At 61.4% G+C, this 26,962-nt stretch carries 26 protein-coding genes; 10 read left to right on the top strand and 16 right to left on the bottom strand.

What is annotated here, in order from left to right:
- Positions 1–111: 111 nt before the first annotated feature.
- Positions 112–1,560 (bottom strand): undecaprenyl-phosphate glucose phosphotransferase, encoded by a 1,449-nt coding sequence (locus WN72_RS11330; protein WP_092217589.1) that lies wholly within the window; start codon positions 1,558–1,560, stop codon positions 112–114.
- Between the two features lie 271 nt (positions 1,561–1,831).
- On the opposite strand from WN72_RS11330, the gene WN72_RS11325 reads away from it, so the two are divergent.
- From WN72_RS11325 to WN72_RS11315, 3 genes are all read left to right on the top strand, one after another.
- Positions 1,832–2,440 carry a hypothetical protein gene (locus tag WN72_RS11325; protein WP_141263163.1) on the top strand — a complete coding sequence of 203 codons (609 nt, stop codon included), beginning with the start codon at positions 1,832–1,834 and terminating at the stop codon, positions 2,438–2,440.
- Positions 2,441–2,508: 68 nt separating this feature from the next.
- Positions 2,509–2,811 (top strand): hypothetical protein, encoded by a 303-nt coding sequence (locus WN72_RS11320; RefSeq protein WP_092217557.1) that lies wholly within the window; start codon positions 2,509–2,511, stop codon positions 2,809–2,811.
- A 163-nt stretch (positions 2,812–2,974) separates the two neighbouring features.
- Positions 2,975–4,276 carry a hypothetical protein gene (locus tag WN72_RS11315; protein WP_092217556.1) on the top strand — a complete coding sequence of 434 codons (1,302 nt, stop codon included), beginning with the start codon at positions 2,975–2,977 and terminating at the stop codon, positions 4,274–4,276.
- Between the two features lie 3 nt (positions 4,277–4,279).
- Here WN72_RS11315 and WN72_RS11310 read toward each other — a convergent pair whose 3' ends face one another.
- Positions 4,280–4,891 (bottom strand): transglutaminase-like cysteine peptidase, encoded by a 612-nt coding sequence (locus tag WN72_RS11310; protein ID WP_092217555.1) that lies wholly within the window; start codon positions 4,889–4,891, stop codon positions 4,280–4,282.
- A gap of 620 nt (positions 4,892–5,511) precedes the next feature.
- On the opposite strand from WN72_RS11310, the gene WN72_RS11305 reads away from it, so the two are divergent.
- The 4 genes from WN72_RS11305 to WN72_RS11290 all read left to right on the top strand — a co-directional run bounded on the left by WN72_RS11305 (position 5,512) and on the right by WN72_RS11290 (position 11,902).
- Positions 5,512–9,651 carry a beta strand repeat-containing protein gene (locus tag WN72_RS11305; RefSeq protein ID WP_143130675.1) on the top strand — a complete coding sequence of 1,380 codons (4,140 nt, stop codon included), beginning with the start codon at positions 5,512–5,514 and terminating at the stop codon, positions 9,649–9,651.
- 353 nt (positions 9,652–10,004) lie between these two features.
- Complete coding sequence (locus WN72_RS11300; RefSeq protein WP_035731547.1) at positions 10,005–10,715, top strand: metallophosphoesterase family protein; 711 nt, start codon at positions 10,005–10,007, stop codon at positions 10,713–10,715.
- Between the two features lie 27 nt (positions 10,716–10,742).
- The gene (locus WN72_RS11295) at positions 10,743–11,375 is read left to right on the top strand and encodes a hypothetical protein (RefSeq protein WP_092217553.1); all 633 of its coding nucleotides are present in this window, start codon (positions 10,743–10,745) and stop codon (positions 11,373–11,375) included.
- Between the two features lie 200 nt (positions 11,376–11,575).
- Complete coding sequence (locus WN72_RS11290; RefSeq protein ID WP_141263167.1) at positions 11,576–11,902, top strand: hypothetical protein; 327 nt, start codon at positions 11,576–11,578, stop codon at positions 11,900–11,902.
- Positions 11,903–11,988: 86 nt separating this feature from the next.
- Here WN72_RS11290 and WN72_RS11285 read toward each other — a convergent pair whose 3' ends face one another.
- The 5 genes from WN72_RS11285 to WN72_RS11270 form a co-directional block, all read right to left on the bottom strand.
- Complete coding sequence (locus WN72_RS11285; protein ID WP_092217552.1) at positions 11,989–12,408, bottom strand: hypothetical protein; 420 nt, start codon at positions 12,406–12,408, stop codon at positions 11,989–11,991.
- Between the two features lie 51 nt (positions 12,409–12,459).
- Positions 12,460–12,744 carry a hypothetical protein gene (locus WN72_RS11280; protein ID WP_027562177.1) on the bottom strand — a complete coding sequence of 95 codons (285 nt, stop codon included), beginning with the start codon at positions 12,742–12,744 and terminating at the stop codon, positions 12,460–12,462.
- Entirely contained in the window at positions 12,737–12,862 is a 126-nt protein-coding gene (locus tag WN72_RS47505) for a hypothetical protein (protein WP_265440967.1), read from the bottom strand. The genes WN72_RS11280 and WN72_RS47505 overlap by 8 nt, the downstream gene beginning before the upstream one ends.
- 509 nt (positions 12,863–13,371) lie before the next feature.
- Positions 13,372–13,560 (bottom strand): hypothetical protein, encoded by a 189-nt coding sequence (locus WN72_RS11275; RefSeq protein WP_035730110.1) that lies wholly within the window; start codon positions 13,558–13,560, stop codon positions 13,372–13,374.
- Positions 13,561–13,792: 232 nt separating this feature from the next.
- Positions 13,793–14,179: a hypothetical protein gene (locus WN72_RS11270; RefSeq protein ID WP_092217551.1), complete on the bottom strand. Its 387-nt coding sequence runs from the start codon at positions 14,177–14,179 to the stop codon at positions 13,793–13,795.
- Positions 14,180–14,789: 610 nt separating this feature from the next.
- Here WN72_RS11270 and WN72_RS11265 point away from each other — a divergent pair.
- From WN72_RS11265 to WN72_RS11255, 3 genes are all read left to right on the top strand, one after another.
- Positions 14,790–14,966, top strand: coding sequence for a hypothetical protein (locus WN72_RS11265; protein WP_167380971.1), 177 nt, complete (start codon positions 14,790–14,792; stop codon positions 14,964–14,966).
- A gap of 479 nt (positions 14,967–15,445) precedes the next feature.
- Positions 15,446–16,996 carry an EAL domain-containing protein gene (locus WN72_RS11260; RefSeq protein WP_231164287.1) on the top strand — a complete coding sequence of 517 codons (1,551 nt, stop codon included), beginning with the start codon at positions 15,446–15,448 and terminating at the stop codon, positions 16,994–16,996.
- 915 nt (positions 16,997–17,911) lie between these two features.
- On the top strand, positions 17,912–18,277 hold the full coding sequence (locus tag WN72_RS11255) for a VanZ family protein (RefSeq protein ID WP_027562179.1): 366 nt from the start codon (positions 17,912–17,914) through the stop codon (positions 18,275–18,277).
- A 500-nt stretch (positions 18,278–18,777) separates the two neighbouring features.
- Here the strand turns inward: WN72_RS11255 and WN72_RS11250 are convergent, their stop codons facing one another.
- The 9 genes from WN72_RS11250 to WN72_RS11210 all read right to left on the bottom strand — a co-directional run bounded on the left by WN72_RS11250 (position 18,778) and on the right by WN72_RS11210 (position 26,933).
- Positions 18,778–18,996, bottom strand: a complete 219-nt coding sequence (locus tag WN72_RS11250; RefSeq protein ID WP_141263188.1) for a hypothetical protein — start codon at positions 18,994–18,996, stop codon at positions 18,778–18,780.
- A 178-nt stretch (positions 18,997–19,174) separates the two neighbouring features.
- Positions 19,175–19,621, bottom strand: a complete 447-nt coding sequence (locus tag WN72_RS11245) for a CHRD domain-containing protein (RefSeq protein ID WP_051378071.1) — start codon at positions 19,619–19,621, stop codon at positions 19,175–19,177.
- A gap of 143 nt (positions 19,622–19,764) precedes the next feature.
- A complete protein-coding gene (locus WN72_RS11240) occupies positions 19,765–20,049 on the bottom strand; it encodes a hypothetical protein (RefSeq protein ID WP_027562182.1) in 285 nt (94 codons plus the stop codon).
- A gap of 112 nt (positions 20,050–20,161) precedes the next feature.
- Complete coding sequence (locus tag WN72_RS11235) at positions 20,162–20,605, bottom strand: hypothetical protein (RefSeq protein ID WP_092217588.1); 444 nt, start codon at positions 20,603–20,605, stop codon at positions 20,162–20,164.
- Positions 20,606–20,755: 150 nt separating this feature from the next.
- On the bottom strand, positions 20,756–22,483 hold the full coding sequence (locus WN72_RS11230) for a chemotaxis protein (RefSeq protein ID WP_092217549.1): 1,728 nt from the start codon (positions 22,481–22,483) through the stop codon (positions 20,756–20,758).
- A 5-nt stretch (positions 22,484–22,488) separates the two neighbouring features.
- Positions 22,489–23,580, bottom strand: a complete 1,092-nt coding sequence (locus WN72_RS11225) for a protein-glutamate methylesterase/protein-glutamine glutaminase (protein WP_092217548.1) — start codon at positions 23,578–23,580, stop codon at positions 22,489–22,491.
- 16 nt (positions 23,581–23,596) lie between these two features.
- Positions 23,597–24,451, bottom strand: a complete 855-nt coding sequence (locus tag WN72_RS11220; protein WP_092217547.1) for a CheR family methyltransferase — start codon at positions 24,449–24,451, stop codon at positions 23,597–23,599.
- Positions 24,452–24,590: 139 nt separating this feature from the next.
- The gene (locus tag WN72_RS11215; protein ID WP_092217546.1) at positions 24,591–26,396 is read right to left on the bottom strand and encodes a methyl-accepting chemotaxis protein; all 1,806 of its coding nucleotides are present in this window, start codon (positions 26,394–26,396) and stop codon (positions 24,591–24,593) included.
- Between the two features lie 60 nt (positions 26,397–26,456).
- Positions 26,457–26,933 carry a chemotaxis protein CheW gene (locus WN72_RS11210; RefSeq protein WP_092217545.1) on the bottom strand — a complete coding sequence of 159 codons (477 nt, stop codon included), beginning with the start codon at positions 26,931–26,933 and terminating at the stop codon, positions 26,457–26,459.
- Positions 26,934–26,962: the final 29 nt, after the last annotated feature.

Genomic DNA, 26,962 nt, shown 5'->3' with positions numbered 1-26,962 from the left:
TTGGCTTGAGGTTGTTGCGCTGCAGCTACATCGTCAACGCCGCGCGGGTGACCGTCATCACGCTCAGACAAAAGTTGCCCAAGCGCAGCCCGTTTTTTGCCTGTTATGTGGTCAGTAGGCGTTACCCCGGCGGGTAACCTCGAGGCAAGTGAGCATCAAGATCTTCAGGTCGAGTGCAAGACTCCAGTTGTTGATGTACCAGAGATCGCAATCCACCCGGCCCTTCATTTGTTCGACCCTTGCGGTCTCGCCGCGATATCCGCGAACTTGCGCCCAGCCGGTTATTCCAGGCTTCACGTGATGCCTGAATGCGTACTCCGCCAGCAGGTCACCGTAATGGTTGTCGTGCGCCAACGCATGCGGCCGAGGTCCGACCAGCGACATTTCGCCAGTGAGAACGTTCAAGAGCTGGGGGACCTCGTCGATGCTCGAACGCCGCAGAACACGCCCGACACGGGTCACGCGAGGATCGAAGCGCTTGGCCTGAACCACCGCGGCCCCGTCTTCCATCACGGTCATGGTGCGAAACTTGAAGATCGAAAACTGCTTGGCGTTGAAACCGTTGCGGCGCTGGCGGAAGAAAATGGGGCCGGCAGAATCGAGCTTGATGGCGATGGCGCTCAAAATCATGAGCGGCGCCAGAATGATCAGACCAAGCGATGCGCCGACAATGTCGACCACTCGTTTCGAAAACTGTTCTGCACGCGACAGCGGCCCGCGCTGGATTTCGATCGATAAGGATCGACGCAAGCGATAGGACGGATTCTCAGCCAGCGCACGAATTCGCCTGTCAGGCACCAACTGCACCGGGAGAGGCGAAACCCTCAGGCGGTCCCGCACCAATTCGAGCTTGCGCGTATCGGTCCACGGCAGCGCCAACACGATTTCGTCGACCGCCGACTCGCGGCCAATTGCCAACGCGCGATCGAGCAACGACGATTCTTCGTCGGTCATCGCAAATCCGCCGTTGCGATCCGATGAAAAGACGACGCGCGCTATCTCGGTCAGACCGAAGCGTTCCAGCAATTCTTCGACCCCAAGGGCGGCAAGCTCTTCCCGGGTCCCGATGACGATGGCACGCCTGCCCTGCACTTGGCCGTCAGCGACAGCAGCTGCCACGAATCGTTTCGAAAAGCGGCGGCAGGCCAAAAGCAGCGCCAGCGCCAGCAAGCCGAAGCAGATGATCGAGCCGCGTGAGAACACGGCCCCGGTCTTCATGAGAAACGCCAGCAGGGTCAGCAACAAGCTGACCATGGACCATTGCGCGAAAATGCGCCCGGCGTCCCGCCTTCGCTTCGAGAATGCGATGCGCAGATCGTAGAAGCCGCCGGACTGACCAATCAGCACGTAGAGCAACGCAGCTGTAAGACCAGCGCCGAGCAATTGGTCTGCGTTCCTGAACTCGCCGATTGTGACAAGCTGGTAAAGGCCGCCGCCGACGACGGCAGCGGACGCGATCAGGAACGCGTCGGCCAGCGCGAACAAATACTGCAGAGCGGAGTAAGGGATCTTTACGCGCCCTCCTCCGGAATTCGTCCCTGGCAAAGTTTGATATTGCATTGCGGAGGTCTCCAAGGCCGCGCGCTCCGCTGGCCCACGCCCGCTTACGTCCCGCTCAATCGGACTGTGGGGGATCAAGATCGCCTCCTGCAAGAAGGTCGTAACGTGAGATTAACCACAGGTTAGAAACAACATTTTTTGCTGCAATGCAATAAGATTGCGCAGCCTAATGCATCAAGTTTGTATGATACGACTACTGCCAAATTAATCATCAGCTCGTCAAGACCAAGGGCCCGCGCAATGGGCAATTGTCTGGTTCGAAGCCTTCAAGTTGGAAGCCTTCAAGATGTTCCGCGCATTGTTTCTCGTGGTCGCAATCGCGCTGCCGTGCTCTGCATCCGCTGACTCAACGCGACTGCCTCAAAGTTGCGTGCCCGGTGCTGATCCAGAGCAGCGTCAGCGTTGCGACGATGCTGTATCGCGCCAATTGAACTCATCGAGCCAATCGACGCCTCTCGATGGAGGTTGGCGGTTGGTCAAGACGCGCAATCCAAATGGTGGCGCGGATATCGTCGCAATCATGCGTACGGCCGACACGACAAGATCGGATCTGAATCTGGCGGGATTGAGCCTGCGTTGCGCCGAATTCGGGACGGAAGTGATGCTGACTCTTTTGGAACAACAGCCTCGCGCAAGCCATCCAAAGGTCACCCTGGCAGCCGGATCTGATCGAGTTCAACTCGAGGCCTCGGTCAACCAAAGCGCAGAATCGATCGTACTACCGCCGAGCGCCTCCGCGCTCGCTGCTGGCCCTTGGCAAACATTCCCGGAGCTCACCGTCGAGATCGCAACGACGCCGACGCCCACTCGCGGGACCATTCCTCTTGCAGGGCTCGCCAATGCCATGCGAGCGCTGCGATCAAGCTGCGCGCTTCGCTAGATCGCTGCCCCGCCCGCTTCACGGATTCTTAGGGAACCAGGTGAAAAGGTGTTCGCCGGGAGACAAAAATGGTTCCGGTCGCCATCTTTTCATTTCTGGTTGGTGCAGTGCTCGCATGGCGCTTTCGCGTCTGGATACTCGTGCCAGTTAGCCTGCTCGCGGCCATGGCGGCCACACTGCTCGCGCTGTCGCATGGCGAGGCTTTCGCATCGACGATGTCGCAGGCCTTTTTGGCCGGAGCGCTCACACAGGTCGGCTATGGCTTCGGCCTAGTCGGCCGTCACGTCCTCGCCGCGCTCAGAATGCCGTCCGCGTCCAGATCGCGCACTGCGGCCATCGCTCTGTTGTACAGACAGCGGCCAAGCCGCTGAGCCAGCGCATTCATTCGGGTAGTGCACTGCCTCTGCTGGCCTAGAGTCGCAACGGAAATCCACGCGGTTCGGGATCTGATCCGCGTATTTGGCACACCTTGCTCGATGTGCGATAAGCACCGGCCCATAGCGTCTGCCCGACTCTCGCACGAAGAATTTCCGCTTGCAGATTTCCATTCGCCTTTTGATCATTGTGCTGGCTGCATGCCCCGCGCTGGCAACCATTCATATCCCTCTGGTGGAGCAGCTCGTTTCTGTTGCGGCTGCAATCATCCTCATATGCGCAGCCACGAGAGAACAGGCCGATATATCCGGTACAGCTCGGTTCATAAGCCCGCTGGCGCTCTCGCTCGCCTTTCCCGCCTTATGGATGATCTTCCAGATAACGCCCCTTCCCTTTCCTGCGCTCATCAATCCAATTTGGAAGATGACAACCGTAGCCCTTGGCGAGCCTGTCGCCGGAAGAATCAGCATTTCACCGGAGGACACACTACGAAGCCTTATGGTCTACCTGGCCATGCTCTCGCTTTTGATTTCTACCGTGATTGTCACGCGAGACCGGCACAGGGCTGAAACGCTGTTCTATGCATTGAGCACGGTGACGACCTTCATGTCGGCGATGGTGCTGATCTCGCGCTTTGGAGGCGTCCCCGGCCTGATCCCGTCGACGGATGGCGCAGCTTCCGCCTTCGCTGCAGCCGCTGCACTGTCTGTCCTCATGAATGCCGCAACGATCATTATGATGATCGGAAGGAATTGGGGCAGCGGCGTAGCGCAAGGCGTGTCAAGGCCATTGCTGGTCCAGTTCGCGCTCGTTCTCGTCGGGCTCGGCGTCTCACTCGCCGCCTTGGCAAATCTTGCTTCCATTGGTCTGACGGCCGCAGTGGCCCTGGGATTTCTCTCACTCATCCTTGTGGCCGCCAGCCGCCATCTTGAGGTCGGATGGTGGCCCGCGCTCATTCTATTCGCGATCGTCGCGGCGATCGTGGCCGCAATAGCGATAACGCGCCTTCAGGGGATAGCGTCGTGGACGATTGTTGACTTGGCGCCGGCGGCGAACACAGCGCAACGTTCAATGGCGGAGCGCATGATGGCGGACGCGCCGCAACTCGGCAATGGCGTGGGAACGTTCCAGTCGCTCGAGCCCGTCTATCGCGATTTCGAGGCAACGCCGGTTCTCGAACTGCCGTCCGCGGCGATCACAATGGCAATCGAGTGGGGCAAACCCGTATTGGCCTTCATCGTCCTGATGGTTGCCTATGTCTTTATCGTCATGTTCCGAGGCGCCGTTCGGCGCGGACGCGACTCGCGTTATGCTTCCACGGCCGCTGCCGGCGTGATCGTCCTGCTTTGCGAGGCGTTCCTCGACAACGGCCTCCTGAATGCCGCCGTTCAGATCCTCGCCACCATCACGGTCGGGATCGGAATAGCGCAGAGCATGGGCCGCACAAGCGCCGGCAACTAAGGCTCATACCCGGCGCGAAGCGATCGTGGCCCACAACCTGCTGTGATCTGGCGTCTGAATTCGAACCCAGCGATAGGGTGCGCGCGCCCAGGGCTTGATACTCGGACTCAAATTGTCGAGCACGAGATCGCCGTTCTTCGTGCGCACGACGAGAACGAGGTGATGCTCACCGGAATTGGTGACCACCTCGCTCAAGAGCAGCGCGCGGGCGGGCCAACCCTGAGCCAGGAGTTGGTGGCGCTTCGTGACCGCATAGTCATTGCAATCACCACGATCCGGACCGATCAGCCAAGTCTCGCCGGCCAGGCCAAGCTCGTTGCGTTCAGGGATGATGTCCCTGTTGACCGCTCGGTTGACTTCGTTGAGCTGGTCCCATCGCTCGGCCGTCAGCTTCACAGGACCGCCGCGGAACATTAACCGCTTGCGGCATTCATCGACATATCGAGCGCAGAATTGCGTGTACGCGAACGGGGCCAACGCATTGGATTCGAGTTTGATGTGCTGGATGGCCGACTGCAATCCCATCGGCATCCCCAACAGACCAGCTTGAACCGGCTGAAACCCGAGGGCGATCGCGGCGGCCCCCATGACCACCCAGGCTGAAAACTTACGCATGCTTGACTCCCCACAACACTCTTGAGGAGCACGCTAGATGGAACGATTTGAGATTCTGCGCCGTTCGACCGATCAAATAGAATCAAACGGTCTCGTTGTTCGATACGAGTTATTTACCAATCGCCGCTGCGAGCTCGAGACGAACCGAAATCGAGGAAATCTCGCGGTCGTCGCCCATCGAAGGTTGGGTGCCAATTCGGCGGGCTTTGGAATGCGGTAACCCTGACGAATTCTGTTGCCGCCCTTCCGAGACGGACCATGATCCGTCACCAAGGCACCTCTGCAACCCGGAGCGCGCGATGGGGAACCTCGTCTTCCCGGGAGAGGCGGCCATTGGCAAGTGTGCGTTAACGGTTCCCGATGCGAGCAAGACTGTAGAACGCGGTTCATTTCGATGCGCAGCAGTTCGTCGCTCGAATGGGCGGCATTCACACTAGCGCGACGTTGCGGCGCGCAGCGACGGTGCAAGTCAAGACCACGACTGCCGTGGAAAATACGGGGCTGATCGTTTCCGATTAATGTCTGGTTGTTTCTACCGATCAGAACCCATCGATAGACTTCGCTCGATAGAGACGTCTCGGCCCTACACATCCATCAGTCTCGACACATGGTGGGTTCCAATGGCCTCGACTACTCCTACGGTTACATCGACAACGACCAAGCTCGCGGACGGGTCGACGCAGACCCAGACTTTCACGAACGGCGTTCTCTCCAGCAGCGTGATCAAATATCCGGCCGGCTCGACCAACGTGTCCGACACGAAGCTCTATACGACGGTCAATGGACAGGCGGTCCTCACCAGTGACACCGTAGTGCATGCCGACAAAAGCAAGGATGTTTATCTCTCCAACATCACCGGCAAGAGCTACGTCGCCGAGCACGACGTCTACAACGCCGCGGGTATCGTCACCAACATCGTCCGCACCCATGCCGACGGAACCCGCGACTTCACCTACACTCTGGACTCCGACGGCACCAAGACGTCGCTGCAATACAATGCGAACGGCAGCCTGCTGACGTCCAACAGCGTTGTGAGAGCGGACGGCTCCTCGGACACGCTCGTGTACACCAACGGTGTGGTCACCGGCGAAACGGTCATCCATGCCGACAAGACCAAGGATGTCTACTACTCCCACATCGCCGGCAAGACCTTCGTGGCTCAGCACGATGTTTTCAACGCGGCAGGCGTTCTCACCAGCTCGGTGCGCACCCATGCCGACGGCACGCTCGATTACACCTTCAGCCTGGGCGCCGACGGCACCAAGACAGCTCTCCAATACAACGCCACCGGCAGCGCCATAACCTCCCGCACGGTCACCCAGGTGGACGGCTCCTCGGATACGCTCGCGTACACCAACGGCGTCCTCACCAGTGAGACCGTCGTGCATACCGACAAGAGCAAGGACGTCTATCTGTCCAACATCACCGGCAAGACCTACGTCGCCGAGCACGATGTCTACAATTCCGCCGGCGTGCTCACTAGCGCGACGCGCACCCACGCCGACGGCACTCTCGACTACACGTATGTTTTGAGCGCAGACGGCACCAAGACCACGCTGCAATACAATGCCAACGGCAGCCTGGCGTCCCGCGCGATAGTATATGTGGACAATTCGTCCGACACTTCCGTCTATTCCAATGGCGTACTCACCAGCGAGACGGTCGTCCACGCCGACAAGAGCAAGGACATCTATCTCTCCAACATCACGGGCAAGACCTATGTCGCCGAGCACGACGTCTACAACGCCACCGGCGTGCTCACCAGCGTGATGCGTACCCATGCCGACGGCACCCGCGACTTCACCTACGCTCTGGGTGCGGACGGCACCAAGACATCCCTTCAATACAACGCCAACGGCAGCCTGCTGACGTCCAGCAGTGTTGTGAAGGCGGACGGCTCCTCGGACACCCTCGCCTACACCAACGGTGTCGTCACCGGCGAGACGGTCATCCATGCCGACAAGAGCAAGGACGTCTACTACTCGCAGATCGCCGGCAGGACCTACGTCGCTCAACATGACGTGTTCAACGCGGCCGGCATTCTCACCAGCTCGGTGCGCACCCACGCAGACGGCACGCTCGACTACACCTTCAATCTGGGCGCTGACGGCACCAAGACAGCACTGCAGTACGATGCCACCGGCAGCGCGCTGACGTCCCGCACGATCACGAAGACCGATGGCTCGTCGGACACTTTCGCCTACACAAAAGGCGTCCTGACCAGCGAGACGGCGTTGCATGCCGACAAGACCAAGGACGTCTATCTCTCCAACATCACCGGCAAGACTTACGTCGCCGAGCACGACGTCTACAACGCCGCCGGCGTGCTCACCAGCGCGGTGCGTACCCATGCCGACGGCACCCGCGACTTCACTTACACTCTGGGCGCGGACGGCACCAAGACGTCCCTGCAATACAACGCCAGTGGCAGCCTGCTGACGTCCAGCATCGTCGTGAAGGCGGACGGCTCTTCGGATACCCTCGCCTACACCAATGGTATCGTCACCGGCGAGACGGTCGTCCATGCCGACAAGAGCAAGGACGTCTACTATTCGCAGATCGCCGGGAGGACCTACGTCGCTCAACACGACATCTTCGATGCGGCCGGCGTTCTCACCAGTTCGGTGCGCACCCACGCCGACGGCACGCTCGACTACACCTACACTCTGGGCGCAGACGGCACCAAGACGGCCCTTCAGTACAACGCCACCGGCAGCACCATCACGTCCCGCTCGATCGTGAAGGCGGACGGCTCCTCGGATACGCTCGCCTACACCAACGGCGTCCTCACCAGCGAGACCGTGGCGCATGTCGACAAGACCAAGGACGTCTATCTGTCCAACATCACCGGCAAGACCTTCGTCGCCGAGCACGACATCTACAACGCTGCCGGCGTCCTCACCAACATCGTCCGCACCCATGCCGACGGCACCCGCGACTTCACCTACACACTGGACGCAGACGGCACCAAGACATCCCTTCAATACAACGCCGATGGCAGCCTGCTGACGTCCAGCAGCGTTGTGAAGGCAGACGGCTCCTCGGATACGCTCGCCTACACCAACGGCGTTCTCACCAGTGAGACCGTCGTGCACGCCGACAAGAGCAAGGACGTCTATCTGTCCAACATCACCGGCAAGACCTATGTTGCCGAGCACGATGTCTACAATGTCGCCGGCGTGCTCATTAGCATGGCGCGCAGCCACGCCGACGGCACTCTCGACTACACGTACGTTCTGGGCGCGGACGGCACCAAGACGACCGACTATTTCGACACGACAGGCGTCCTCAAATCAGAGGTAACCATCGACGCAAACGGCACCACCGACACGCGCACCTATGCGAATGTCTCGGGCCATGCCGTCCTGAGCAGCGACGTCTTGAAGTACCCAACAGGCTCGACCGACATCTCCAACACCAAGCTCTATACGGTGGTGAACGGCCAGGCCACACTTACCACGGAGACCGTGCTTCACGCGGACAACAGCAAGGACGTCTTCCTGACGAACGCCGCGGGGACGCCCTACGTCTCCGAGCATGATGTGTATGACGCCACCGGCTTTCTCAAGTCAAAGGACCAGGTCGCTCTCGACGGCACCCATACCCGAACCGTCTACTCGAGCGGTGCCGACGAGAGTTTCACCAGCAGCGGCTCCGAGACGCTGGTCTTCAAGTTCGACTTCGGTCACGACACGATCGCCTCCTTTGACTTCGGCAGCGATCACGTCGAGATCGACTCGACCGCTTTTACCAGCGTGTCCGACATGCTGCAGAACCACACGACGGACACCGCCGCAGGCGCCGTCATCGACGACGGGCACGGCAACACGCTGACATTCTCCGGGCTCAGCAAGGCCGACCTGATATCCCATCAGCAGGATTTCGAGCTTTCCGGGCACCACTTCTTCTCCGCGGACAGCCTCTGGAATACGCCGATCAGCGAACTGAACGTCCACTACTCCGATCCGAACGCGATCCAGAACCAACAATTCAAAAGCACCAGTCTCGCCAACACCTGGGTCCAATCGGAGGACATCTTCTTCACCACGCCGGCCGATGCACCGAACATGAAGTGGACATTCGACGTTCTGAACCAAGCAACGGTGGGTGGAGGCTTCTCCTCGCACGGAACGCTGCAGATTACGACACCGACCGATTTGACGCCGACGCATGCCAGCGACGGCTGGGTCGTCTTTGCCGATCCTGACGGCATCCACTATTGGGAAGCGTGGAAAGCCAGCTACGATTCGGCAAGCCAGACCTGGCATGCGAGCTACCTCGTTGAGGGTGACCTGAACGGCACCGGATGGGGAACCGCAGTGGGCGTCGGCGCGGGAGTCCGGGCATCAGGTGCGTCTCTTCTCGGAGGCCTCATCACGACCGACGAGTTGAATAGTCTTTCAATCAACCACGCCATGGCCATCGAGCTCGACCCGACCCAGCTCAAGGCAGGGACCAACCAACTCGACCAGTTTGTCTTCCCTGCCGTGGCGGCCGATGGCGGCAGCGTCAACACCTACAAGGGTACAATCCCGATCGGAGCCCACTTCGCCCTGCCAACCGACTTGGACATCGAGCACGCTGGTCTGACGCCCGAGGGCCTGGCGGTTGCGAGAGCCTATCAGCAGTATGGAGGCTACGTCGTGGACGCCGCCGGGCACACCGCCTCCATCGCCATGGTCGAGGAAGCGACCACTCAGCAGCTGGCCGATTTACGCCACGACGCCGCTTGGATCCGCGATCATCTGGTGATGGTGTAGGGCCGCTAAACGCGAATGAAGACCGGTTGAACATCAAGCTCATGGCCGGCGGTGCATGCTTGTCGCCGCCGGCCAGACACGCGGATCACGCCGTCGAACACACCGGAAAACCGCCCCGGCAAAGGCCCGCAAGATGGCGCCAAATGGCCCCATCGGCTCGAGAATGGAGACATTCGGCGCACTTCCCGCCCTTTCCGACACCCTCAATTGCAGCGGCCCAAACCATTTGGGCACAATTGCTTACTGAATCTGTTTAGGATGGGAGATAGGGTCGCGTTATCCGAATCGTACTACCTGCAGGCATTACAGGTCCCCAAGTCGCTATGATCAAATGGCCCCGTTCGAAGGCGCAAATGCCGAAGCCGAGGTTGCCGAACGGCATCCGCATCTATGCGATCAGCGACGTCCACGGATGCGCCAACCTTCTGCAGCAGATGTTTACCGTCATCGACAAGGATCTCACGACGATCGGCTCGATGCGGCCGATCCATGTCTTTCTCGGCGACTACATCGATCGTGGCCCGGATTCGTACCGCACCATCGAATTGTTGATTGAACGAGGCCGCAAGCATGAGTCGGTGTTTCTCAAGGGCAATCACGAGGAGTTCCTGCTGGATGTCCTGAAAGACCCCGCCCAGTTCGATCAATGGAAGCAGTTCGGCGGCCTGCAGACCTTGACATCCTACGGCCTCAAGCCCTCTCTCAACCCCAGCGCGGCCGAACAAGCCGAACTCGTCCAGGAGCTGTCGGCAAGAATTCCGCTTCATCAGCATCGATTCTTTCAAGGCCTGCGCCCTCGCTTTGTCTGCGGGGATTTCTTCTTCGTTCACGCCGGCGTCAGACCGGGTGTCCCGCTGGCACGTCAGCAGGAGCACGACCTCCTCTGGATCCGAGAGGAATTTCTACGGAGCGAGGCTTATTTCGGCAAATACATCGTCCATGGACACACACCGGTTCAGGAGCCCGATATCCGTCCCAACCGGGTCAACATCGACACCGGCGCCTATGCAACAGGCAATTTGACGTTATTGACTATTCAAGGGCATAGTCTCCTGGCGCTTTGAGCACAATGCTCAGCCATGAGTTCGTCGATGCTCTTCCGGATCAGCCTGATTGCCTTGTCACTGCTCGTCGGATGCTACGGCTTCGTTTCCGGCGCCGCGGAGTTGGCTGCCAGTGCACGGCCCGTTTTTCCTGACGATCCCAAGCTGTCGACACAGCTGCACGAAGCTCCAGGTTGGTTCGGCGGCATTCCCTTCAGATCGGACCTCGAAAGCAATCACACGCTAATCGAAGCGCTGGATGCCATTCGTGATGGAAAGGTCTCTCCGAGGAGCGATCATGCCCGATCGCGCGTCATATCGGCGCTATCGGCAACGCCCTATGACGCCGAGTTATGGCTGGCGTTAGCCCTCCTCGAAGCCCAACGTGACCCCAGTGGTCCGACGGTGGTCGGGGCGCTCAGGATGGCCTACATCACCGGGGCGAACGATGCTCGTTTGATGCCGATGCGGCTTTATACCGCGACCTCCGCCGATGCCCTTTTCGATCTTGAGCTTGCCGAGCTCGCGCGAGGCGACGTGCGGCTGATGCTGACGCGCCGCCCGGACTTGAGGGCGACACTCGTTAAGGCCTACCGGCAAGCCTCCAAGCAGGGCAAAGCCTTCCTGGAGCAAGCCGTACAGGCGGTCGACCCCTCCTTCGTCGGCGCGCTACGCGGCTAGAGCATGATCCGGAAAATTGCGCAGCGGTTTTCCGAAAAGATCATGCTCAAACAACAACCTAAAGCGCGATGACGATTCATCCTGATCTCATCGCGCTTTGGAAGTTTGTCTGTTTATTGCGCGATACCCGGTTGCCCAGGGACCAACTTGCCCGCTCGGACGAGAACGTCTAAGATTGTCCCAATTGGGGAAATACAGCCATGCGATCTCTTCTCGGATTTCTCGCCCTTGCGACGAGCCTGACCGCCGTCGCCTCACCGTCTTTCGCGGCCGATTACGCCGTTCCGCCGATCGCCGTTCGTCACGCTACGGCTGTCCCCTATATCGATCGCGGTCCCAATCCCTATTGCGGTCCGCGCTGCGGCTGCCCAACCGTGGTCCGTGTGCGGCATCGTTCGCTCGGAATGGCATACTCCTACGCTTTTGATCCGCGCACCCGGGACGAGCCTCACTACTACTACGGACGGGTTCGCACATATGCCCGGTATGTGAATCCGGCATTTCCCGAGCGCGTTCTTCAGTACTGAGGCACAGATTCGCTGCTTGAGCGCAGGCGCGGGTTGACGCGCTGCCAGGGCGCCGATTGCCGCCGCTTCGATGGCTGCAGTGCCTTCTAATTTGTGCTGGCGGGTGACCTGAACTCCGGAAAGCGGCTCAGCATTGCTGCCTTCAGGAATTTGAAGTGCGCGATCGATGAGCCCAGCTCCTTGAGCCTGCGCTGACCGTTCAGGATCTCCTTGTCGAAGAGATCCTGATGATGCTTGTCCAGGTCTTCGCGCTCCAGATATTCGTCATCGCCATTGCCGAACGTCACGGCAGCGCGTGCGAGCACGTCTTCCACGCGACGGCTCAGGCCTGACTGCTCACGCTCGGCAGCGTGCAGGGCATCTTCGATCGCTGTCATGATGGCCTCGATCCGGGAGCGATCCGTTTCCATGTCGCGCTCGGGCGAACGCGCACGAAACTCCTGCTCTCCCCGGCTATGGCCTCTCAAGAAGTTGTGGGTACGGGCTCGCAAGAACAGCTGGAACATGCGTTCATTTTCCGGTTGGAGGCGCCAGACCAGAAAATGGGTCCGGGATGGTTAACAAAGGCTAAAGCCTGCGGTCCGTTCACCACGGTTCTGCACCAACCACGCCTTCCAGGCACCGTCGTGCTTGGCATACAGCTCCTGCCAGCGCAGCTCCCCCGTAACCGGCCACAGGACCTTCCCGTCGCGGAGAACTTGCCCCTTGGATAGGTCGGCAACCGGTTGGCTGTCCAGCCGTTCGAATTCGAACGTCTCCTCAGGCGTCAGCCCAATCAAAACGCGTCGCCCACCCGCATCGACAAAGTATCGCCGCGGCGCATTGTTCCTCAGATCAGTCATGACGCGCCGCCTCTTCCCAGATCCACGGACCGCTTAGCGCGCCAAGCCGGCGGCCATAGGCCCACACGAAAACCGGTCCCGCCACAACCGGGAAGGCCAAAGCGACGAGCCAGATCATCAACTCAAATCCCACTCAAAAGCGCACGGATGCAAAATCATCTGCCTGAAATCCGTGCGCAACCTATTCATCACCAAACCGATAGACAACGGCGGCCGCGATTTAACCTAAGTGGACATGGTTACCTTGGTCATCGCGAACGCCGCCCGGGACAGATGTGTCATCACATTAGCTGCCTTCGAGTCGTGTAGTCTCAAAACGCGCGCCGCGCGGCCGTCCGGGATGCCGGCGAACCATAGGGGGCGTAAAGCTGGCGCATATGCTTGCGCTTGCGCGAACGCGAGGCACGCGCGAGATAGCCAACTCCGAAGCCCGCGAAGAAGATCAAGCCTACGATCAAGACCGATGTCATTGGGAAATCTTTCCATTTGCGGAACGTTTCCTTCTCCCAGACGCAGCATTCTCATCCTGCAGATTTGTCGATATCGTGATGAGTGCTGCTGTTTTCGTTCTCACACGCGAGAAATATTGGGCAGCCATCTGCTTGAGGATCGATCATCCGCATGCAGTCAGCCCACGAACCACAGGATCAATCTCAGCAGTGATAGCGTGATGAAATAGACCCAGCCGGCCATCGCGATCAGTACAACACTGAAGAATGCGCCTTCGAATGCTCGTTCTTTGATCTTGGTGAGCGGGAATGCCGCCCAGGCCTTTTGAAGCATCTGCGTGTTCGCATTGATTGTCTGCACGATCATAAGCGAACGAATTCGACGATCTCGTGACGCGTCCTCATGAGATGAGGCGCAGGACTCCATCAAGGGAGAATTCACCGGGGATGACGTTGCATGCGCGCATCATGACTTGATCGATTGTGAACCAGAGTTGACACGATCGTCACGATTTCGCGCGCGATGATTCGCTTCGTCTCGATCAGCATGATTTTGCAAGGCGTGAGTGCGCGCGAGAAATAAATGTCGCCCAAGCAAGCTAACGCGGAGCTATCGGCGCGAAATCCGCAGCCTGCCCGTCGCTGCCAGACCGCCCGCGAAACACAAAGAAGCCCTTGTCCGTCGAAACGATATCCCCCGGCTTCAGCGTGTCATCGCTCAGCACCCGTTCAGTGGCGATTTTCTCCGGCGGATCTGGCACGAACGTGCGCAACGGAGCATTTAGCTTCCACTCCCGTCGCGCCTGCTCAGCCCGCGAGCGAGCCTCCCCGATCCGGCGCTTCCAATCCTCACGGGAGATATGACTATCGGGGGATGCGACGAGATCACTAGCCTCGCCTTCGACCGTCGAACCAGCCGTCGAGACCTCGTCGCCGGCCCAGGCCTGACCACACCAGGCATGGATCGTCACGACCAAGGCAACCATGGCGCCGAAATCTGGTCTCCTAGGGAGCATTGCGATCGTCCGACCATTCGAAACCCCACAGTAGTTCATCGGGGCTCCTGTGTCAGCAGCGACCGACTGAGAACCAATTGCACAACCTCCGTCATCCAACATCTGCTCGCAGGAATTCGACCCGAGCTCGAGAACATGGAGCGTATCGCCTGCGGCAGTCGGCCTTGTGTCGTCGAACAGGCCGACGCCGCCGGGCAGGTCGAGCAGAGCAAAGACGGCTAGGCCCGCAACATCAACTCACGCTTCGAACGCGAGCCTTGCCGCCTCTTGAAGCGAGATCGCGCAAACTCATTCTGCGAGAGCCGTCACTGGAGGCCGGGCGATCCTAAGCTACAGCCACTTGTCCACGAGCTGCCGTCACAGACCAAAACTCCCGTGATTATACGTGAATCGCGCACCGGATTCGCCGCGGTAAGGTTGAGAGGTTAGCTTAATTCTCGGTCTTTGTTGCGCGTTTCGTCGGATCGCCTATCCATCTCCGCACCGGGCTCCCCCAAGCCCGGCCCCACCCAAGCAAAGCCGCTGAGCGAACCGCTTGGCGGCTTTGTCGTCGTATCGACGTGAGAGGATAGTTTCGGTTATGGCGCGCAAGCCCTGGTCATTCAAGGAAGACCGCCGCCTGATGGAATTGGCCAAGTCTTCGACTTCGCTGGAAGATGCAGCGAAACAGCTCGGGCGATCACCCGACGCAATCAAGCGGATGGCCTTGCGCCTCGGCCTGTCGCTTAAGTCCAAGGCAGCAGCCAAGAAAGGCTAGCAGCCCGCGGAAGTCCGCCTGAAACGCTTGCGGAACCACGCCCCGCTCTCAGCGTTGTCTCGACAAGATCTGCTGAGAAAGCGGAGATTCCGTTGTGGCACATTATTTCATTATTGCGGTATCGATCTGGCTAGCCCTCAACGTTGCATTCGTCGTGCTGCGCCTTTGCGTTACGTGGCCCGTCGACCGCCACTCTTACCCAAGCAACTACCGATTGAGCGAGGTCCGGCTGCCGCGGCGTCCCCCTCGGCAGTTCCGCCAGCTATAACGGCTCCATCTGCGGGGCTGGAGTGATCCGGAGCACAACAGCGGGTCGCAGGGCAGGCCGAGTGCGACCTGAAACGGGGCTTGGCGGTTGTCAGTCGGCCCGCCTTAAACCTTATCTTAGCGCATCCCGGTTAAGTTCGGATAATCCTCTTTTAACCCTGTCCCGGGGCCGGATGCGATCAACACGGCCGAGATTTTCGACGGCGGCGCTCGTGCTTTCGGGCGCGGTGACGTTTGGACTAGGCGGCCACTTCGCCGCTACACAGTTCATTCACGATCAGCAGGCGCGCCATCTCGAAGAGCTGACCGAGGTCGTCACGCGCCGCTCAGAGTTCGCGGTCGACTTTGCCGCAGCAAGCCTCGACCAGTTGGCAAGCCGGGGGCTCGCCACCTGCGATCCGGCGGCGCTGCAGGCGATCCGTCTCCACGTCTATCGGCGCTCGGCGGTCAAGGACGTGCGTCTGGTCAACGCCGACGGCTCGGTGATCTGCTCGGCCTATTCGGAGACGCTGGAATTCGACAAGGGCTGGGTCGATCGCGGCGACATGCTGGCCTCGCGGGATGCGGGGCTGATGCTGTTCCGCGTCGAGCAATTCGGCGGCGACGCCCTCGGCGTGCTCAGGGACATCGGCAACAACAAGGCGCTGGTCGCCATCCTCGGCATCAACTCCAGCCTGTTCGATATCATGCCGGCGGAATTGCGCGCGCATGGTCAGGTCCTGCTGGCGCTCACGAATGGCGCGCAGCTTGGCGAATTCATGCTTGATGCCGACAAGGCGCTGCCGCATCCGGTCGATTTCGAGAAGCGCTCGGCACGTTACCCGCTGCGCACGACGATCCGCATCGACAGGACCGTGCTGTCGACATGGAACAGCCAGGCCTATTGGCCGGCCATCGCTCTCTCGCTCGCGCTGGGCGCGCTCTTCGGCCTCCTGCTGTCGCGGACGCGGCGCGTCGAGGGCCCCGTCGCCGATCTCGACCGCGCGTTGGCGCGCGGCGAATTCAGCCCCTATTTTCAGCCAATCTTCGATCTCAAGACCAGGCAGATCAAAGGATGCGAGATCCTGGTGCGTTGGCTGCGCGCGGACGGCTCCGTCGTGCCACCGATGAATTTCATTCCGCTGGCGGAGTCCAGCGGACGGATTCAAGGCATGACGTGGCAGCTTCTCGGCCGTGCCCTGGCCGACCTGCAGCCGCACCTGAAGGCCGACAAGGAATTCAAGCTTTCACTCAATGTCGTGCCCAAGCACCTCTTGAGCGCGGGTTTCATCGAGACACTGCGTAGCACCGTTGGTGCGGCCAAGGTGTCCACACGTCAGATCGTGATCGAGGTGACCGAACGCGACGAACTCGATGATCTCGTACGTGCCGCAGCCGTGGTGAGCGAGTTACGCGACCATGGCTTCCGCGTTGCCATTGACGACGTCGGCGTCGGCCATAGCGGACTATCGCGTTTGAAAGCGCTGGGTGCCAACACCATCAAGATCGACAAGTTCTTCGTCGATACCATCGCGGTGGATGCCTCGACCACGACCATCGTGGAGATGCTGGTCGCGCTCGCGCGCGATCTAAGCATGAGCGTCATCGCGGAGGGGATCGAGACCGAAGAGCAGGTCCGCGCCCTGATCTCCTGCGGCGTCGAAGAGGGCCAAGGCTATCTCGTCGCCGCGCCATTGCCCGTCAAGGAATTCGTCGAGCTTCTTGAGAGACGTAAATCGGCCGGCCTCGACGGCACGACACAAAAAGCCGCGCTTGTTGCCTAAAGCGCGATGAGATTTGGATGAATCGTCACCGCGCTTTAGGTTGTTGTTTGCGCATGATCTTTCCGGAAAAAAGCTTCGCACTTTTCCGGATCATGCTTTAGGAAAAGTCGGTCGGCGAGGCGGTTCGAAAGCAGCCGCCTGGAAGCAAACGCCTTCACATCTGACGAAGCCGAGCTGGCACGGCAAATGCTTCAAGGGGTGCCATGCTGGCACTGCTGTTCCTATTGGCTATTTTTGCGGCTGGATTTGCCGCCGGTTACGGCATTCGCGAGCTGCGTTCGCGACGACGCCGACGCAGGTTCAGGCGAATTGCCTTTTGAACGGGCGCGACGCAATTGGTTCATGATGTTGACACACGTTCACCCCGACCTTGACGAGGCATTGCGGACGGCCGACAAAGTTCCGGTCATCGCGGGCAAATTCATGTGATCGCGGGTCATCGGAAGTCCGCAAAACTGCCTTATGAATGTTGACCAGCACCGGTATCGGAGTGGCAAGCGCTCCGATGGTGGTACCCTCGCATGTTCGACATCATACTCCTGGCTGCCATCGTGGCAATTTCGTTCGCGGCTGGTTACGGCACGCGATCCGTCGTCTCGCAGAGGCGTCGTACGCAATACCTCAAGTTGAAGCCTTATGTGCGCCCCTCCAAATCGTCGGAGCCTCCACAGTTCCTGATCCGTCCTCGCGGTGGAAATGTCGCACAGATGCCGAGGGTTGCATCAAACGGCCGTCGTGGCGGCTGATTCTGGCAGGTCTTTCCGGTCCGGCCCTCGCCCGGCCCTGATGAAAATTTGGCGCGTCCGTCGATGCGAAGCGTCGGCTAGCGCTCTCGTCCGACCGAGAGGCGTGGCCTCCTTAACGATAGCAAAGGGTTTCCCGGCATCAGCTCGCAGAGTTGGGTATGGTGCGGACATGTTTCGGAACCCCCTCGTCGCGGCCACTAGCGTCTGCTTTGCCCTGATAAGTTACGCCACCTTGGCGAAGTTGGCAGGTCGCCCCGTGCTCGTCGGCCATCACGAAGCCTATTGGATCGTCGTCGTCGAGCGGTTCAGCGCTTATGGACTATTGGGCTTTCTCCTGTCCTTTTTGCTGCCTGGACGCTTCCGTCTCGCTTGCATGCTCGTGCTGTCAGTCGCAATCGGGCTCGAGGTTCTGCAAGCTCTAACGCCCGATCGCGATCCGGCCCTGGTGGATGTGCTGCAGAAAGCAGCAGGGGGAACAGTCGGTGTGCTGTTAGCTCAGACCATCCTCGCCTTTTTGCCTAGATCTCCATCCTAGACACGTTCTGCACACTCTGCTCAAAGCTCGCAGCAAGACGCAGATTGGCAAACTGCGGCTTCTGATCCACAATGCGCAATCTGTTGAGAGGATTTGGAACGATGGTCCGCAAACTTCATGTGCTTCTGGGTGGAGCTTTGCTCATTGCGACATCGCCCTCGGCAGTCGCCCAAGGCACCTATCCGAGCGGTGTGCGCAGTGGCTACACCGGCACTGCGTCTGGTTCATCCACCCCGACCACCGCCGCCACGGGAACGTCCTCCTCTCCGGCACCAGCGACTCGAAACCTGGGAACCGGCCAAGGACGTACCGAGGGCGCAATGGGCCTTACGCCGCAATTGCAGAAAGAGTTGGGGATTGGTCGTCAACAATAGGCGCGTTGCCAGTTACGTCCGAATGCGTGTTGCGCCTGGCCTATCCGTAAATTGATCGAGAACGCCCACAGCTGACCGGCGACATCATTCAGGCTTGCCGAACCTCTTACGACGCCGCGCCCCTGATCAGCGGCTCACCGGTTCTTCCGGAGCATCCTGACCGCGAACCACCGCACGTGCGGTTCCGAGATCGATGGCGCGGCCGCTATGCGCGCGCAACATGGCCTCGAACGACTTCTTGACCCCGCCCAGGTCATGATCGATCGAAGCGTCGCGAAGCATGGCGCGCGCATCGGTGTGAAAAAGCAGGGCTGCGGCAACAGCCAGAGGGAACAGGTGCTTCATGCTGGGTCCGACGATCAATTCCAGCGTGACGTTATCGCGGCAAAGTGCGACCAAATGGCGACGCTTTCGTTGCCGCAGGGCGCCTCCATGAACGGTATCGAGATGAACGGTCTCGCGCGTGATCGTCGGGACCAGAGGCGTTAGCCTGCACCAAGCTGCCTGACTTGGCGGGCCGCCTCTACTTCATCATCTGCCCGCGCAACTCGCCACCCGGATTCGCGGCGGTATGGATGTTCGCATACCACTTGCCAGCCAGGAGATCCGCGGCCTGCGTGTCGGTCAGCGTGGCGCTGCCCTGGATCGGGCTCTGCACCGTCTTGAACGGCAGGGCGATGCCGGCGTTCTTGCCGGCCTCGCCGGGACCATGGAAATGGGCCCCCATCGCCGGGCCCGTCAGGCCGGCATAGGTGACAGTGTAGGTCAGGGTTTTCGTCTCGGTGTCGTAGGTCGCTTCCGCCTTGCCCGTCCCGGGCGAATTGTTCGGAGGCACCTCATTGCCGCCTTTGAGGTCGGCCTGAAGTTTCACGACCTCCGCCCTCGCCGACGCTGCTGTCGCAATCGTCGCCGCGCCCAACAAAGCTGTTCCCACCAGCGTCACGCACGCCCGATAAGCGGCCGTCCTCATGGCATCCTCCTGCAGGCTGTATGCCCGTGCGGGTTGAAACCCCGAGGCCCAGCCAGAAATTCCGGAGGCGAATTTATGCCTGATTCGGGGCAGCCATAGCGGGAATCTCGACGCGGATCGCAATGCCCGGTCCGGGCGATCGCTTACGCCACTCCGCGCCTGCCAAGGAACTCATGCGGTGTCAGGAGTTCGGCCATCTGCCGATGCGTGGCCTGGAGCGCTGCGATGGCTCCGTCGAGATCGAAATCAGACTCGCGGACGGAGGCGAAGAACTTGGCCGTCAACGCCAGATCCAGCTTGACGCGCGTCGTTCCGTCGCGGCTCTTGCGACGGTCAAGTGACAGGTGAATGGCTCTCATTCTGGCTTCACTGCTGTCGCAGTCGCACAGTCTTCCGAGCTCGTCATAGGTCATCCAGATCTGAGGCATGTTTCTTCTTCCACCACCGTTATCGGGCTTCAGATTTAGATTTCACGTCTAAAGGCTCGGTTGCTTCAGTCCGGCTACGGCGCCTTTTCGAGGCAACAGTGTCAATGCAGTACTAAGATGCGGGAGACCTGGGAGGTCCGGGGAAGTGGCGCGGCCGGGAACGGCTGTCGGGCCCCTTGGGCAATTTGTCATTGAGCTTCACCACCGCACATCGCGTCTCGGCGGCAGGTTGATCCTCCTGGCTGTAGATCAGCGTCGCCTCGAACATCACGTCAGGCGCTTGCCTCGCCGTTCCAGAGCAGGTCGCCATCGCGCCACTGCACACGCCAGAGAGCTCGACCTCGACCTCGTCATGCCCGAACACGGTCGGCGGCCCGTCGGCATACCGCTTGGTGGTCAGGAGGGCCGTGAAGCGCTGCTCGTCGACCCGATAGGATCCGCCATAGGTGAAGAAGCTGTCGCTGCCCGAGATCCGCCCTTCGGCCAGATGTACGACGCCGGTGCCCTGGCCACGCGGGGTCCTGAACCAGGCAGCGTATTTGCCGTCTCTCAGCATGAAAAACATCCGTCGCAATTCCATGCGTATTTGCGACCAACTCTGGGGCGCGACAATGACCGATGCGACGAGCATTTTGCAACGGTTAACGCCGTGCAAAGCCAACCCGTCAAATTGCTGTAGGCGCGCGCAAAGGCGCGGCGGCGGACGTCAGAACAATTCTATGCCGTCATCCGCTGTCTCGACCGCCTCGACCCTGCGCGTGGTGGCGATCGACGCCAGCCCGAGCGTTTGCAGGAAGTCGCGGTGGACGTCCCGCTCGCGCTCCATCGTGTAGCGCGCGAAGAGATCGTCGAGCATCGTCTGATCCTGAGCTTGCGGTTGTGGCCGCTGTGCGCCCGCACTCGCAGTCTCGAGCCGCGCGGCAACCGCAGGCAATGCCGAGGAGCTCTCGCCCAGCGAGGTCATCAGGCCCTGCGCCGAATTCATCAGCCCCTCGAATTCGGCGCCTTCATCGACGAGCCGGCTCATCAGCTTGCCGAGCCGTTCGTTGCCGGCCTCGACCTCGCGCAGCGCCTGGAGGATCTGCGGCTCGAGCTTGGCAAGCTGGGTGGGATCGCCCTGCACGCGGAGCTGTTTCAGCTCCTGCGCGGAGCGTTCGATACTGTCGAGCACCGGCCGCAGGCGCCCCGCGCCCGCCGAGACCTGATCGGCGGTCGCCTTGAGCTCGTTCGCGATCACGACGAAGGCGCTGCCGCGGCTGCCGAGATGGCTGGCCTTGAGCCCGGCATTCATGCCGATCAGGGTGATGTCGACGGTCGCCTCGGCGAGCCCGGCGATCGCCTGGCGAAATTTTGCCAGCGTGTCCTCGACGATGGCGAGCGCCTCGTCGACCGCGCGGCCGGCGCTTTCGCAGGTGCCGATCAGGGTCGAGGCATGCGCCAGGGTCTGCTTGATGCGCGCCAGGAACGACGACGAGCCGCCCTCCTCGCCGCCGAACAGCGTGCGGCCGTGGCCGACGACACTGCCCGCGTCGTGCAGGATGGCGGACAGCGCGCGCACGATCTGGCCGATGTCGCCGCCGAATTCGCGCTGAGCATCCCTGAGCAGGGCCGCCTGCAACTGGCAGATCGCGCGCGCGCCGTCCTCGCTTACGACCGCTTCGGGAACGAGGCTCGTGGACGATCCCGACGCAAGGCCAAGGCCGTGACAGACATGCTCGAGGCGCTGGCGCGTGCTGTCGCCGGCCTGAAGCGAAATGATCGCGCCGCCGACCGCCTCGGCGATCTTCCTGGTGCTGGCGCTCGCGAGGTCGGCGAGCTGTCTGCCGTTGCGGCGCTGCTCGCGCATTCCGGAATAGGCCGCACCGAGCTCGGCGCTCTCGGCCACCAGCTGCCTGGCGTAGCGGCTCTCGAATTCCTTCTGCCGGCCGGACGCCGTGGCGACGGCATCCGACAGGCGCTGCTGGTCCTTCGCGCAGCCTTCGATCGAGCCCTGCACAGCCTTGCCGAGATCGTAGGCCTCCTGCGTGAAGGCGAGAAAGCCTTCGCGATCGCCGTCGAGCGAGGCCGCCTCGATCCGCGCGCTGCGCGCGATGATGGTGATCATCTGAATGTGCTTGAACAGCGGCTTGAGCAACGACGACGCCTCCGCCGTGCTCTTGCCGATCGTCTCCAGGAGCGCGCTTTCCGCCGGCAGCGCCTCTGCGAGTTCGCTGAGCCGCGCGGCGATCTCCTGCAGGGCGGTGGCGGCGCCCTCGATCTCGGCGCCGGAGAGCTCCTCCGAGAGCGTCGCAAGGCCCTGGTTCAGCTCCTTGAACATGAGGTGGCCGCGGCCGAGATCATGACCGACGCGCGCGAAGACATCCTCGATCCGCGACGAGACATCCTCGATCGCGGCGGTCGCCTCAGTCAGTGTGTTGGCCGGAATGGCGGACATTGCGATCAACCTGCCGCCGCGACATGCCCGGCCTGGTACCAGAGCATGATCTCGCGCGGGATGTGGTGCAGCGCGACCACCTTCTCGACGCCGCCATGGGCAATGGCTTCCTTGGGCATGCCGAACACCACGCAGCTCTCTTCGTCCTGAGCGCGCGTCGAAGCACCGAGCTTGCGCATCTCCAGCATGCCGCGGGCGCCGTCGTCGCCCATGCCGGTCATGATCACGCCGAGCGCATTGGCGCCCGCGTGCTGGGCCGCCGAGCGGAACAGCACGTCAACGGAGGGACGATGCCGCGACACCGGCGGGCCGTCCTTGATCGCGATCTGGTAGCGCAAGCCGATGCGCTGAAGCAGCATGTGACGGGCACCGGGCGCGATATAGGCGCAGCCCGGCAGCACCGGCTCGCCGTCCTCGGCCTCCTTGACGCGGATCTGGCAGACGCTGTCGAGACGCCTGGCAAAGGCTGCGGTAAAGCCCGGCGGCATGTGCTGGACGATGACGATGGGCGGACAATGCGGCGGCAGCATCTCGAGGACGTCGTTGAGGGCCTCGGTCCCGCCGGTCGATGCGCCGATGCACACGATGCGTTCCGTCGTCGGCCGGACCTTGCCCTGCACCGGCGGCGGAATGATCGCATCAGCCGTCAGCTTCTTCTCGATCACCCTGCGCTCGGAGCGCGGACGCACCCGCGCGCGCGCCGCCGACTTTACGGCCTCGCGCAACCGCGTCGAGCATTCGAGCAGCGCCTGGCGCGTGTCGATCTTCGGCTTCGGCACGATGTCGACTGCGCCGGCCTCGAACGCCTCGAACATCACGTTCGAGCCCTCTTCGGTGAGCGAGGAGCAGATGATCACCGGGATCGGACGCTGTGCCATGATCTTGCGCAGGAAGGTCATGCCGTCCATCTTGGGCATCTCGATGTCGAGGATGATGACATCGGGAATCTCGTTCTGGAGGCGGCGCGCCGCCGCGAACGGGTCGGACGCGGTCCCCATCACCTCGATATCAGGGTCTTCCGAAAGGATCGTCTGCAGGATTTGGCGCACCGACGCCGAATCGTCCACGATCAGTACGCGAACTTTCTCCCTCGGCATCTGGGCGGCGCTCCGATCAGACCTTGAAAATAGTTGGCTGGACTTGCTTCAGACCCGGCACTGCACTGTGAATCATCGATTCCGAATGGCCGACCAGGAGATAGCCGCCGGGCCGCAAATGGCTGCACAATTGCTCGATCACCTTGCGCTGCGTCTCGCGCTCGAAATAGATCAGGACGTTGCGGCAGAAGATGATGTCGACGTCGCGGTCGACCGGATAGGACGAATCCATGAGATTCATCCGCATGAAATGCGTCATGCGCCGCAGCTCTGGCACCACCCGCACCTCGCCGCGCAACTTGTCCCGCGACGACAGGAAGTATCGCTTCACGAAGTTTTCCGGCACCGGAGCGAGCACGTCGCGGGTATAGATCGCGGTCTTGGCAAGGCGCAGCACCGCCGTTGAAATATCTGTCCCGAGGATTCGGTACTGGAAGCGCGATCCATTCCGGGTCATGTCGTCCAGCACCATGGCGGTGGTGTAGGCTTCCATCCCCGTGGAGCTCGCCGAGCTCCAGATCTTCAGGTTCGCATTCCGGCGTCCATGCGATTTGAGCAGGGCCGGAACCGCCACGTCACGCATGAACGTGAAGTGCTGGGGTTCGCGGAAGAAGTCGGTCTTGTTGGTCGTCACCACATCGATGAGATGGGTGAGCTCGGTGTCGAAATGCTCGGCCTCGAACAGGTTCTCGACATATTCGTTGAGGTCGGAGAAGTTAAGCGCGCGTACGCGCTTGTGCAACCGTCCCTCCAGCATCAGCCGCTTGCCCTGCGGCAGCTTGATGCCGACCTGGCCCTCGATCAAGTCGGCGATGGTCCGGAAGTGGCGGTCGGACAGATGCACCGCCGTATCCTGCATGGCGGGCATCATCGCTGCATGCCCCCAACCGGGATGGCCGCCGCCTGCACTGAATGTCGGGCCGAACGGGCCATCTTGAATCCCACGCGTTTACGCAATTGCTGACGAGAGACCGGCCCACCGGGAAGTGGGCCGATTCCCTCGGAGAGCCCTAGCGCTGGAAATCGGCGTCGCGATCGTCCTCGCCGTCGTTCATGTCGAAAGCGAAGCCGCCGCCGCCGGCCGCCTTCAGGGCGCGCGCGGGCCTCGCCTGCGGCTTCTTGGCCGGACGCTCGGCCGCCGCCATCGTGGCCGCCTTGGCACGCAGCTGATTGACCGCGCGATCGATCGGCGCCGGCGCCTGGCTCTTTGCGCCGTGGTCGATGCGGAAATAGGCGATCGTCGACTGGAGCTGCTCGGCCTGCGAGGCGAGCTCTTCGGAGGTCGAGGACACCTCCTCGGAAGCACTGGCGTTCTGCTGGCCGACCTTGTCGAGCTGCTGGATCGCCTGGTTGATCTGGGCCGAACCGACGTCCTGCTCGCGGCAGGCCGCGGTGATCTCCTCGACGAGCTCCGCTGTCCGCTTGATGTCGGGGACGAGCTTGGAGAGCATGGAGCCTGCCTCCTGCGCCACCTTGACGGTCTCGGCCGAGAGCGTGCCGATCTCGGCCGCAGCCGCCTGGCTGCGCTCGGCGAGCTTGCGCACTTCGGAGGCGACCACCGCAAAGCCCTTGCCGTGCTCGCCGGCGCGCGCGGCTTCGACCGCGGCGTTGAGCGCGAGCAGGTCGGTCTGACGTGCGATCTCCTGCACGATCGTGATCTTCTCGGCGATGGTCTGCATCGCGTTGACGGCGCGACCCACCGCGGCGCCGCTGGCTTCGGCGTCCTTGGCGGACTGCGCGGCGATCTTCTCGGTCTGGTTGGCGTTGTCGGCGTTCTGCTTCACGTTCGAGGCCATCTCCTCCATCGAGGAGGAAGCCTCTTCCGCAGACGAAGCCTGCTCGGTCGCGCCCTGCGAGAGCTGCTCGGCGCTGGCCGAGAGCTCCTGGCTGCCGGCGGAGACGTTCTGCGCCGCGGTCAGGGCTTCCGACACGATCTGGCGGAGCTTCTCCACCATGCGCTCGAGCGCGAGGCCGAGCGTGTCCTTGTCCGACAGCGGCTTGGCCTCGACCGTGAGATCGCCCTGCGCGATCTGGTTGGCGAGCGCCGCCGTCGCGTTCAGGTTCACCGTCATCGCATTCAGCGACTTGATCAGGTCGCCGATCTCGTCGTTGCTGGACGACTCGATCTTGTGGCTGAGATCGCCGATCGCCACCGCATCGGCGAGGCCGACGGCCTGCGCCAGTGCGCGGCTGATGTTGAGCGCGATCCAGGTCGCTGCAGCCGCGGCGATCAGCAGCGAGGCGATCACCAGGCTCATCAGGATCATCTCGGCGCGGGCGCCGTCCTGCTTGGCCTGTTCGGCCTGCTCGGCCATGTTCTTCCTGACGTTCTTGATGTAGCCGTCGGCCGCTTCGATCGCGTCCGCAACGACCTTGCGGCCGTCATGCATGGAACGGTCCAGCGCCTGCGGCTTGTCGGTCTTCGCGAGGCGGACCGTCTCGTCCTGATAGGCGTTCAGCTTGGCGAACGCGACATTGAAGCTCTCCATCAGCTTCTTGCCGCTCTCGCTGGCCGCCGCGTAGATCTCGTCCTTGGACTTGGCGACCGCTTCGCGGTTCTTGATCAGGTCAGCCCGGAACTGCTCGTGCTCTGCGTCGGACGCTGCGAGGATGGAATTCTTCTCCGAGCGCACGAGGAAGAGAATGCCTTCCTTCAACTCGGCGGCCTTTTCCATGCGGCCCGAACGACTGACCAGCAACTCGGTGGTGCCGACCATGTCGGCGAGCTTCATGTAGCCGACCGCACCGGCAATCATGGACAGCAGGATGACGACGCCGAAGGCGCTGGCAAGCTTGGCTTTGACGGTGAATCTCATGTCAGTCTCGTTGGTTCGAATTGGGGTGCTTACGCTTGTCCACGCTTCACTCTTGCAAACTCAGGCGGCGCGGGGCGCATCGCGCCCTTCCGGGATCTCGTCATGCGCCATCAGCTTGGCGAGGTCGAAGATGACGACGAACTTCTCGCCCTTGCGGCCGATGCCGGCGGCGTAATCGGACTGCCATTTGCCGCCGACCTCGGGGATCGGCTCGATCGCCTGCTCGTCGATGTCGGTGACCTCGAACACGCAGTCGGCGACGAAGCCGACACCGAACAGGCGGTCCTTCATCGGCACGTCGAGGATGATGATGCGGGTCGCCTCGGTGGCCGCCACGCTGGGCAGGCCGAGCTTGGTCCGGAGGTCGACGATCGGATAGCCGCTGCCGCGCACGTCGATCATGCCAAGCAGGAAATTCGGCGCATGCGGCAGGCGCGAGATCGGCCGCATGTCGAGGATTTCACGGACGTTGCGGATGCTGATGCCGAACGTCTCGCCGGCGAGCCCGAGCGTCAGATATTGCGAGGTTGCGGCCATGTTGCAGTCCAGGGATCCCAGGTTTCGTG

It is taken from the genome of Bradyrhizobium arachidis (assembly GCF_015291705.1).
Taxonomy (GTDB): Bacteria; Pseudomonadota; Alphaproteobacteria; order Rhizobiales; family Xanthobacteraceae; genus Bradyrhizobium; species Bradyrhizobium arachidis.
The sequence above is the reverse complement of the archived record's forward strand: the minus strand, read 5'-3'. Positions and strand labels throughout refer to the sequence as shown.

What these genes read in the sequence shown, in the direction of transcription:
- WN72_RS11330 (WP_092217589.1), bottom strand. Translation starts at nt 1,560, where the DNA reads ATGCAATATCAAACTTTGCCAGGGACGAATTCCGGAGGAGGGCGCGTA.
- WN72_RS11320 (WP_092217557.1), top strand. Translation starts at nt 2,509, where the DNA reads ATGGTTCCGGTCGCCATCTTTTCATTTCTGGTTGGTGCAGTGCTCGCA.
- WN72_RS11310 (WP_092217555.1), bottom strand. Translation starts at nt 4,891, where the DNA reads ATGCGTAAGTTTTCAGCCTGGGTGGTCATGGGGGCCGCCGCGATCGCC.
- WN72_RS11305 (WP_143130675.1), top strand. Translation starts at nt 5,512, where the DNA reads ATGGCCTCGACTACTCCTACGGTTACATCGACAACGACCAAGCTCGCG.
- WN72_RS11300 (WP_035731547.1), top strand. Translation starts at nt 10,005, where the DNA reads ATGCCGAAGCCGAGGTTGCCGAACGGCATCCGCATCTATGCGATCAGC.
- WN72_RS11295 (WP_092217553.1), top strand. Translation starts at nt 10,743, where the DNA reads ATGCTCTTCCGGATCAGCCTGATTGCCTTGTCACTGCTCGTCGGATGC.
- WN72_RS11290 (WP_141263167.1), top strand. Translation starts at nt 11,576, where the DNA reads ATGCGATCTCTTCTCGGATTTCTCGCCCTTGCGACGAGCCTGACCGCC.
- WN72_RS11285 (WP_092217552.1), bottom strand. Translation starts at nt 12,408, where the DNA reads ATGTTCCAGCTGTTCTTGCGAGCCCGTACCCACAACTTCTTGAGAGGC.
- WN72_RS11280 (WP_027562177.1), bottom strand. Translation starts at nt 12,744, where the DNA reads ATGACTGATCTGAGGAACAATGCGCCGCGGCGATACTTTGTCGATGCG.
- WN72_RS47505 (WP_265440967.1), bottom strand. Translation starts at nt 12,862, where the DNA reads ATGATCTGGCTCGTCGCTTTGGCCTTCCCGGTTGTGGCGGGACCGGTT.
- WN72_RS11275 (WP_035730110.1), bottom strand. Translation starts at nt 13,560, where the DNA reads ATGATCGTGCAGACAATCAATGCGAACACGCAGATGCTTCAAAAGGCC.
- WN72_RS11270 (WP_092217551.1), bottom strand. Translation starts at nt 14,179, where the DNA reads ATGGTTGCCTTGGTCGTGACGATCCATGCCTGGTGTGGTCAGGCCTGG.
- WN72_RS11265 (WP_167380971.1), top strand. Translation starts at nt 14,790, where the DNA reads ATGGCGCGCAAGCCCTGGTCATTCAAGGAAGACCGCCGCCTGATGGAA.
- WN72_RS11255 (WP_027562179.1), top strand. Translation starts at nt 17,912, where the DNA reads ATGTTTCGGAACCCCCTCGTCGCGGCCACTAGCGTCTGCTTTGCCCTG.
- WN72_RS11250 (WP_141263188.1), bottom strand. Translation starts at nt 18,996, where the DNA reads ATGAAGCACCTGTTCCCTCTGGCTGTTGCCGCAGCCCTGCTTTTTCAC.
- WN72_RS11245 (WP_051378071.1), bottom strand. Translation starts at nt 19,621, where the DNA reads ATGAGGACGGCCGCTTATCGGGCGTGCGTGACGCTGGTGGGAACAGCT.
- WN72_RS11240 (WP_027562182.1), bottom strand. Translation starts at nt 20,049, where the DNA reads ATGCCTCAGATCTGGATGACCTATGACGAGCTCGGAAGACTGTGCGAC.
- WN72_RS11235 (WP_092217588.1), bottom strand. Translation starts at nt 20,605, where the DNA reads ATGCTGAGAGACGGCAAATACGCTGCCTGGTTCAGGACCCCGCGTGGC.
- WN72_RS11230 (WP_092217549.1), bottom strand. Translation starts at nt 22,483, where the DNA reads ATGTCCGCCATTCCGGCCAACACACTGACTGAGGCGACCGCCGCGATC.
- WN72_RS11225 (WP_092217548.1), bottom strand. Translation starts at nt 23,580, where the DNA reads ATGCCGAGGGAGAAAGTTCGCGTACTGATCGTGGACGATTCGGCGTCG.
- WN72_RS11220 (WP_092217547.1), bottom strand. Translation starts at nt 24,451, where the DNA reads ATGATGCCCGCCATGCAGGATACGGCGGTGCATCTGTCCGACCGCCAC.
- WN72_RS11215 (WP_092217546.1), bottom strand. Translation starts at nt 26,396, where the DNA reads ATGAGATTCACCGTCAAAGCCAAGCTTGCCAGCGCCTTCGGCGTCGTC.
- WN72_RS11210 (WP_092217545.1), bottom strand. Translation starts at nt 26,933, where the DNA reads ATGGCCGCAACCTCGCAATATCTGACGCTCGGGCTCGCCGGCGAGACG.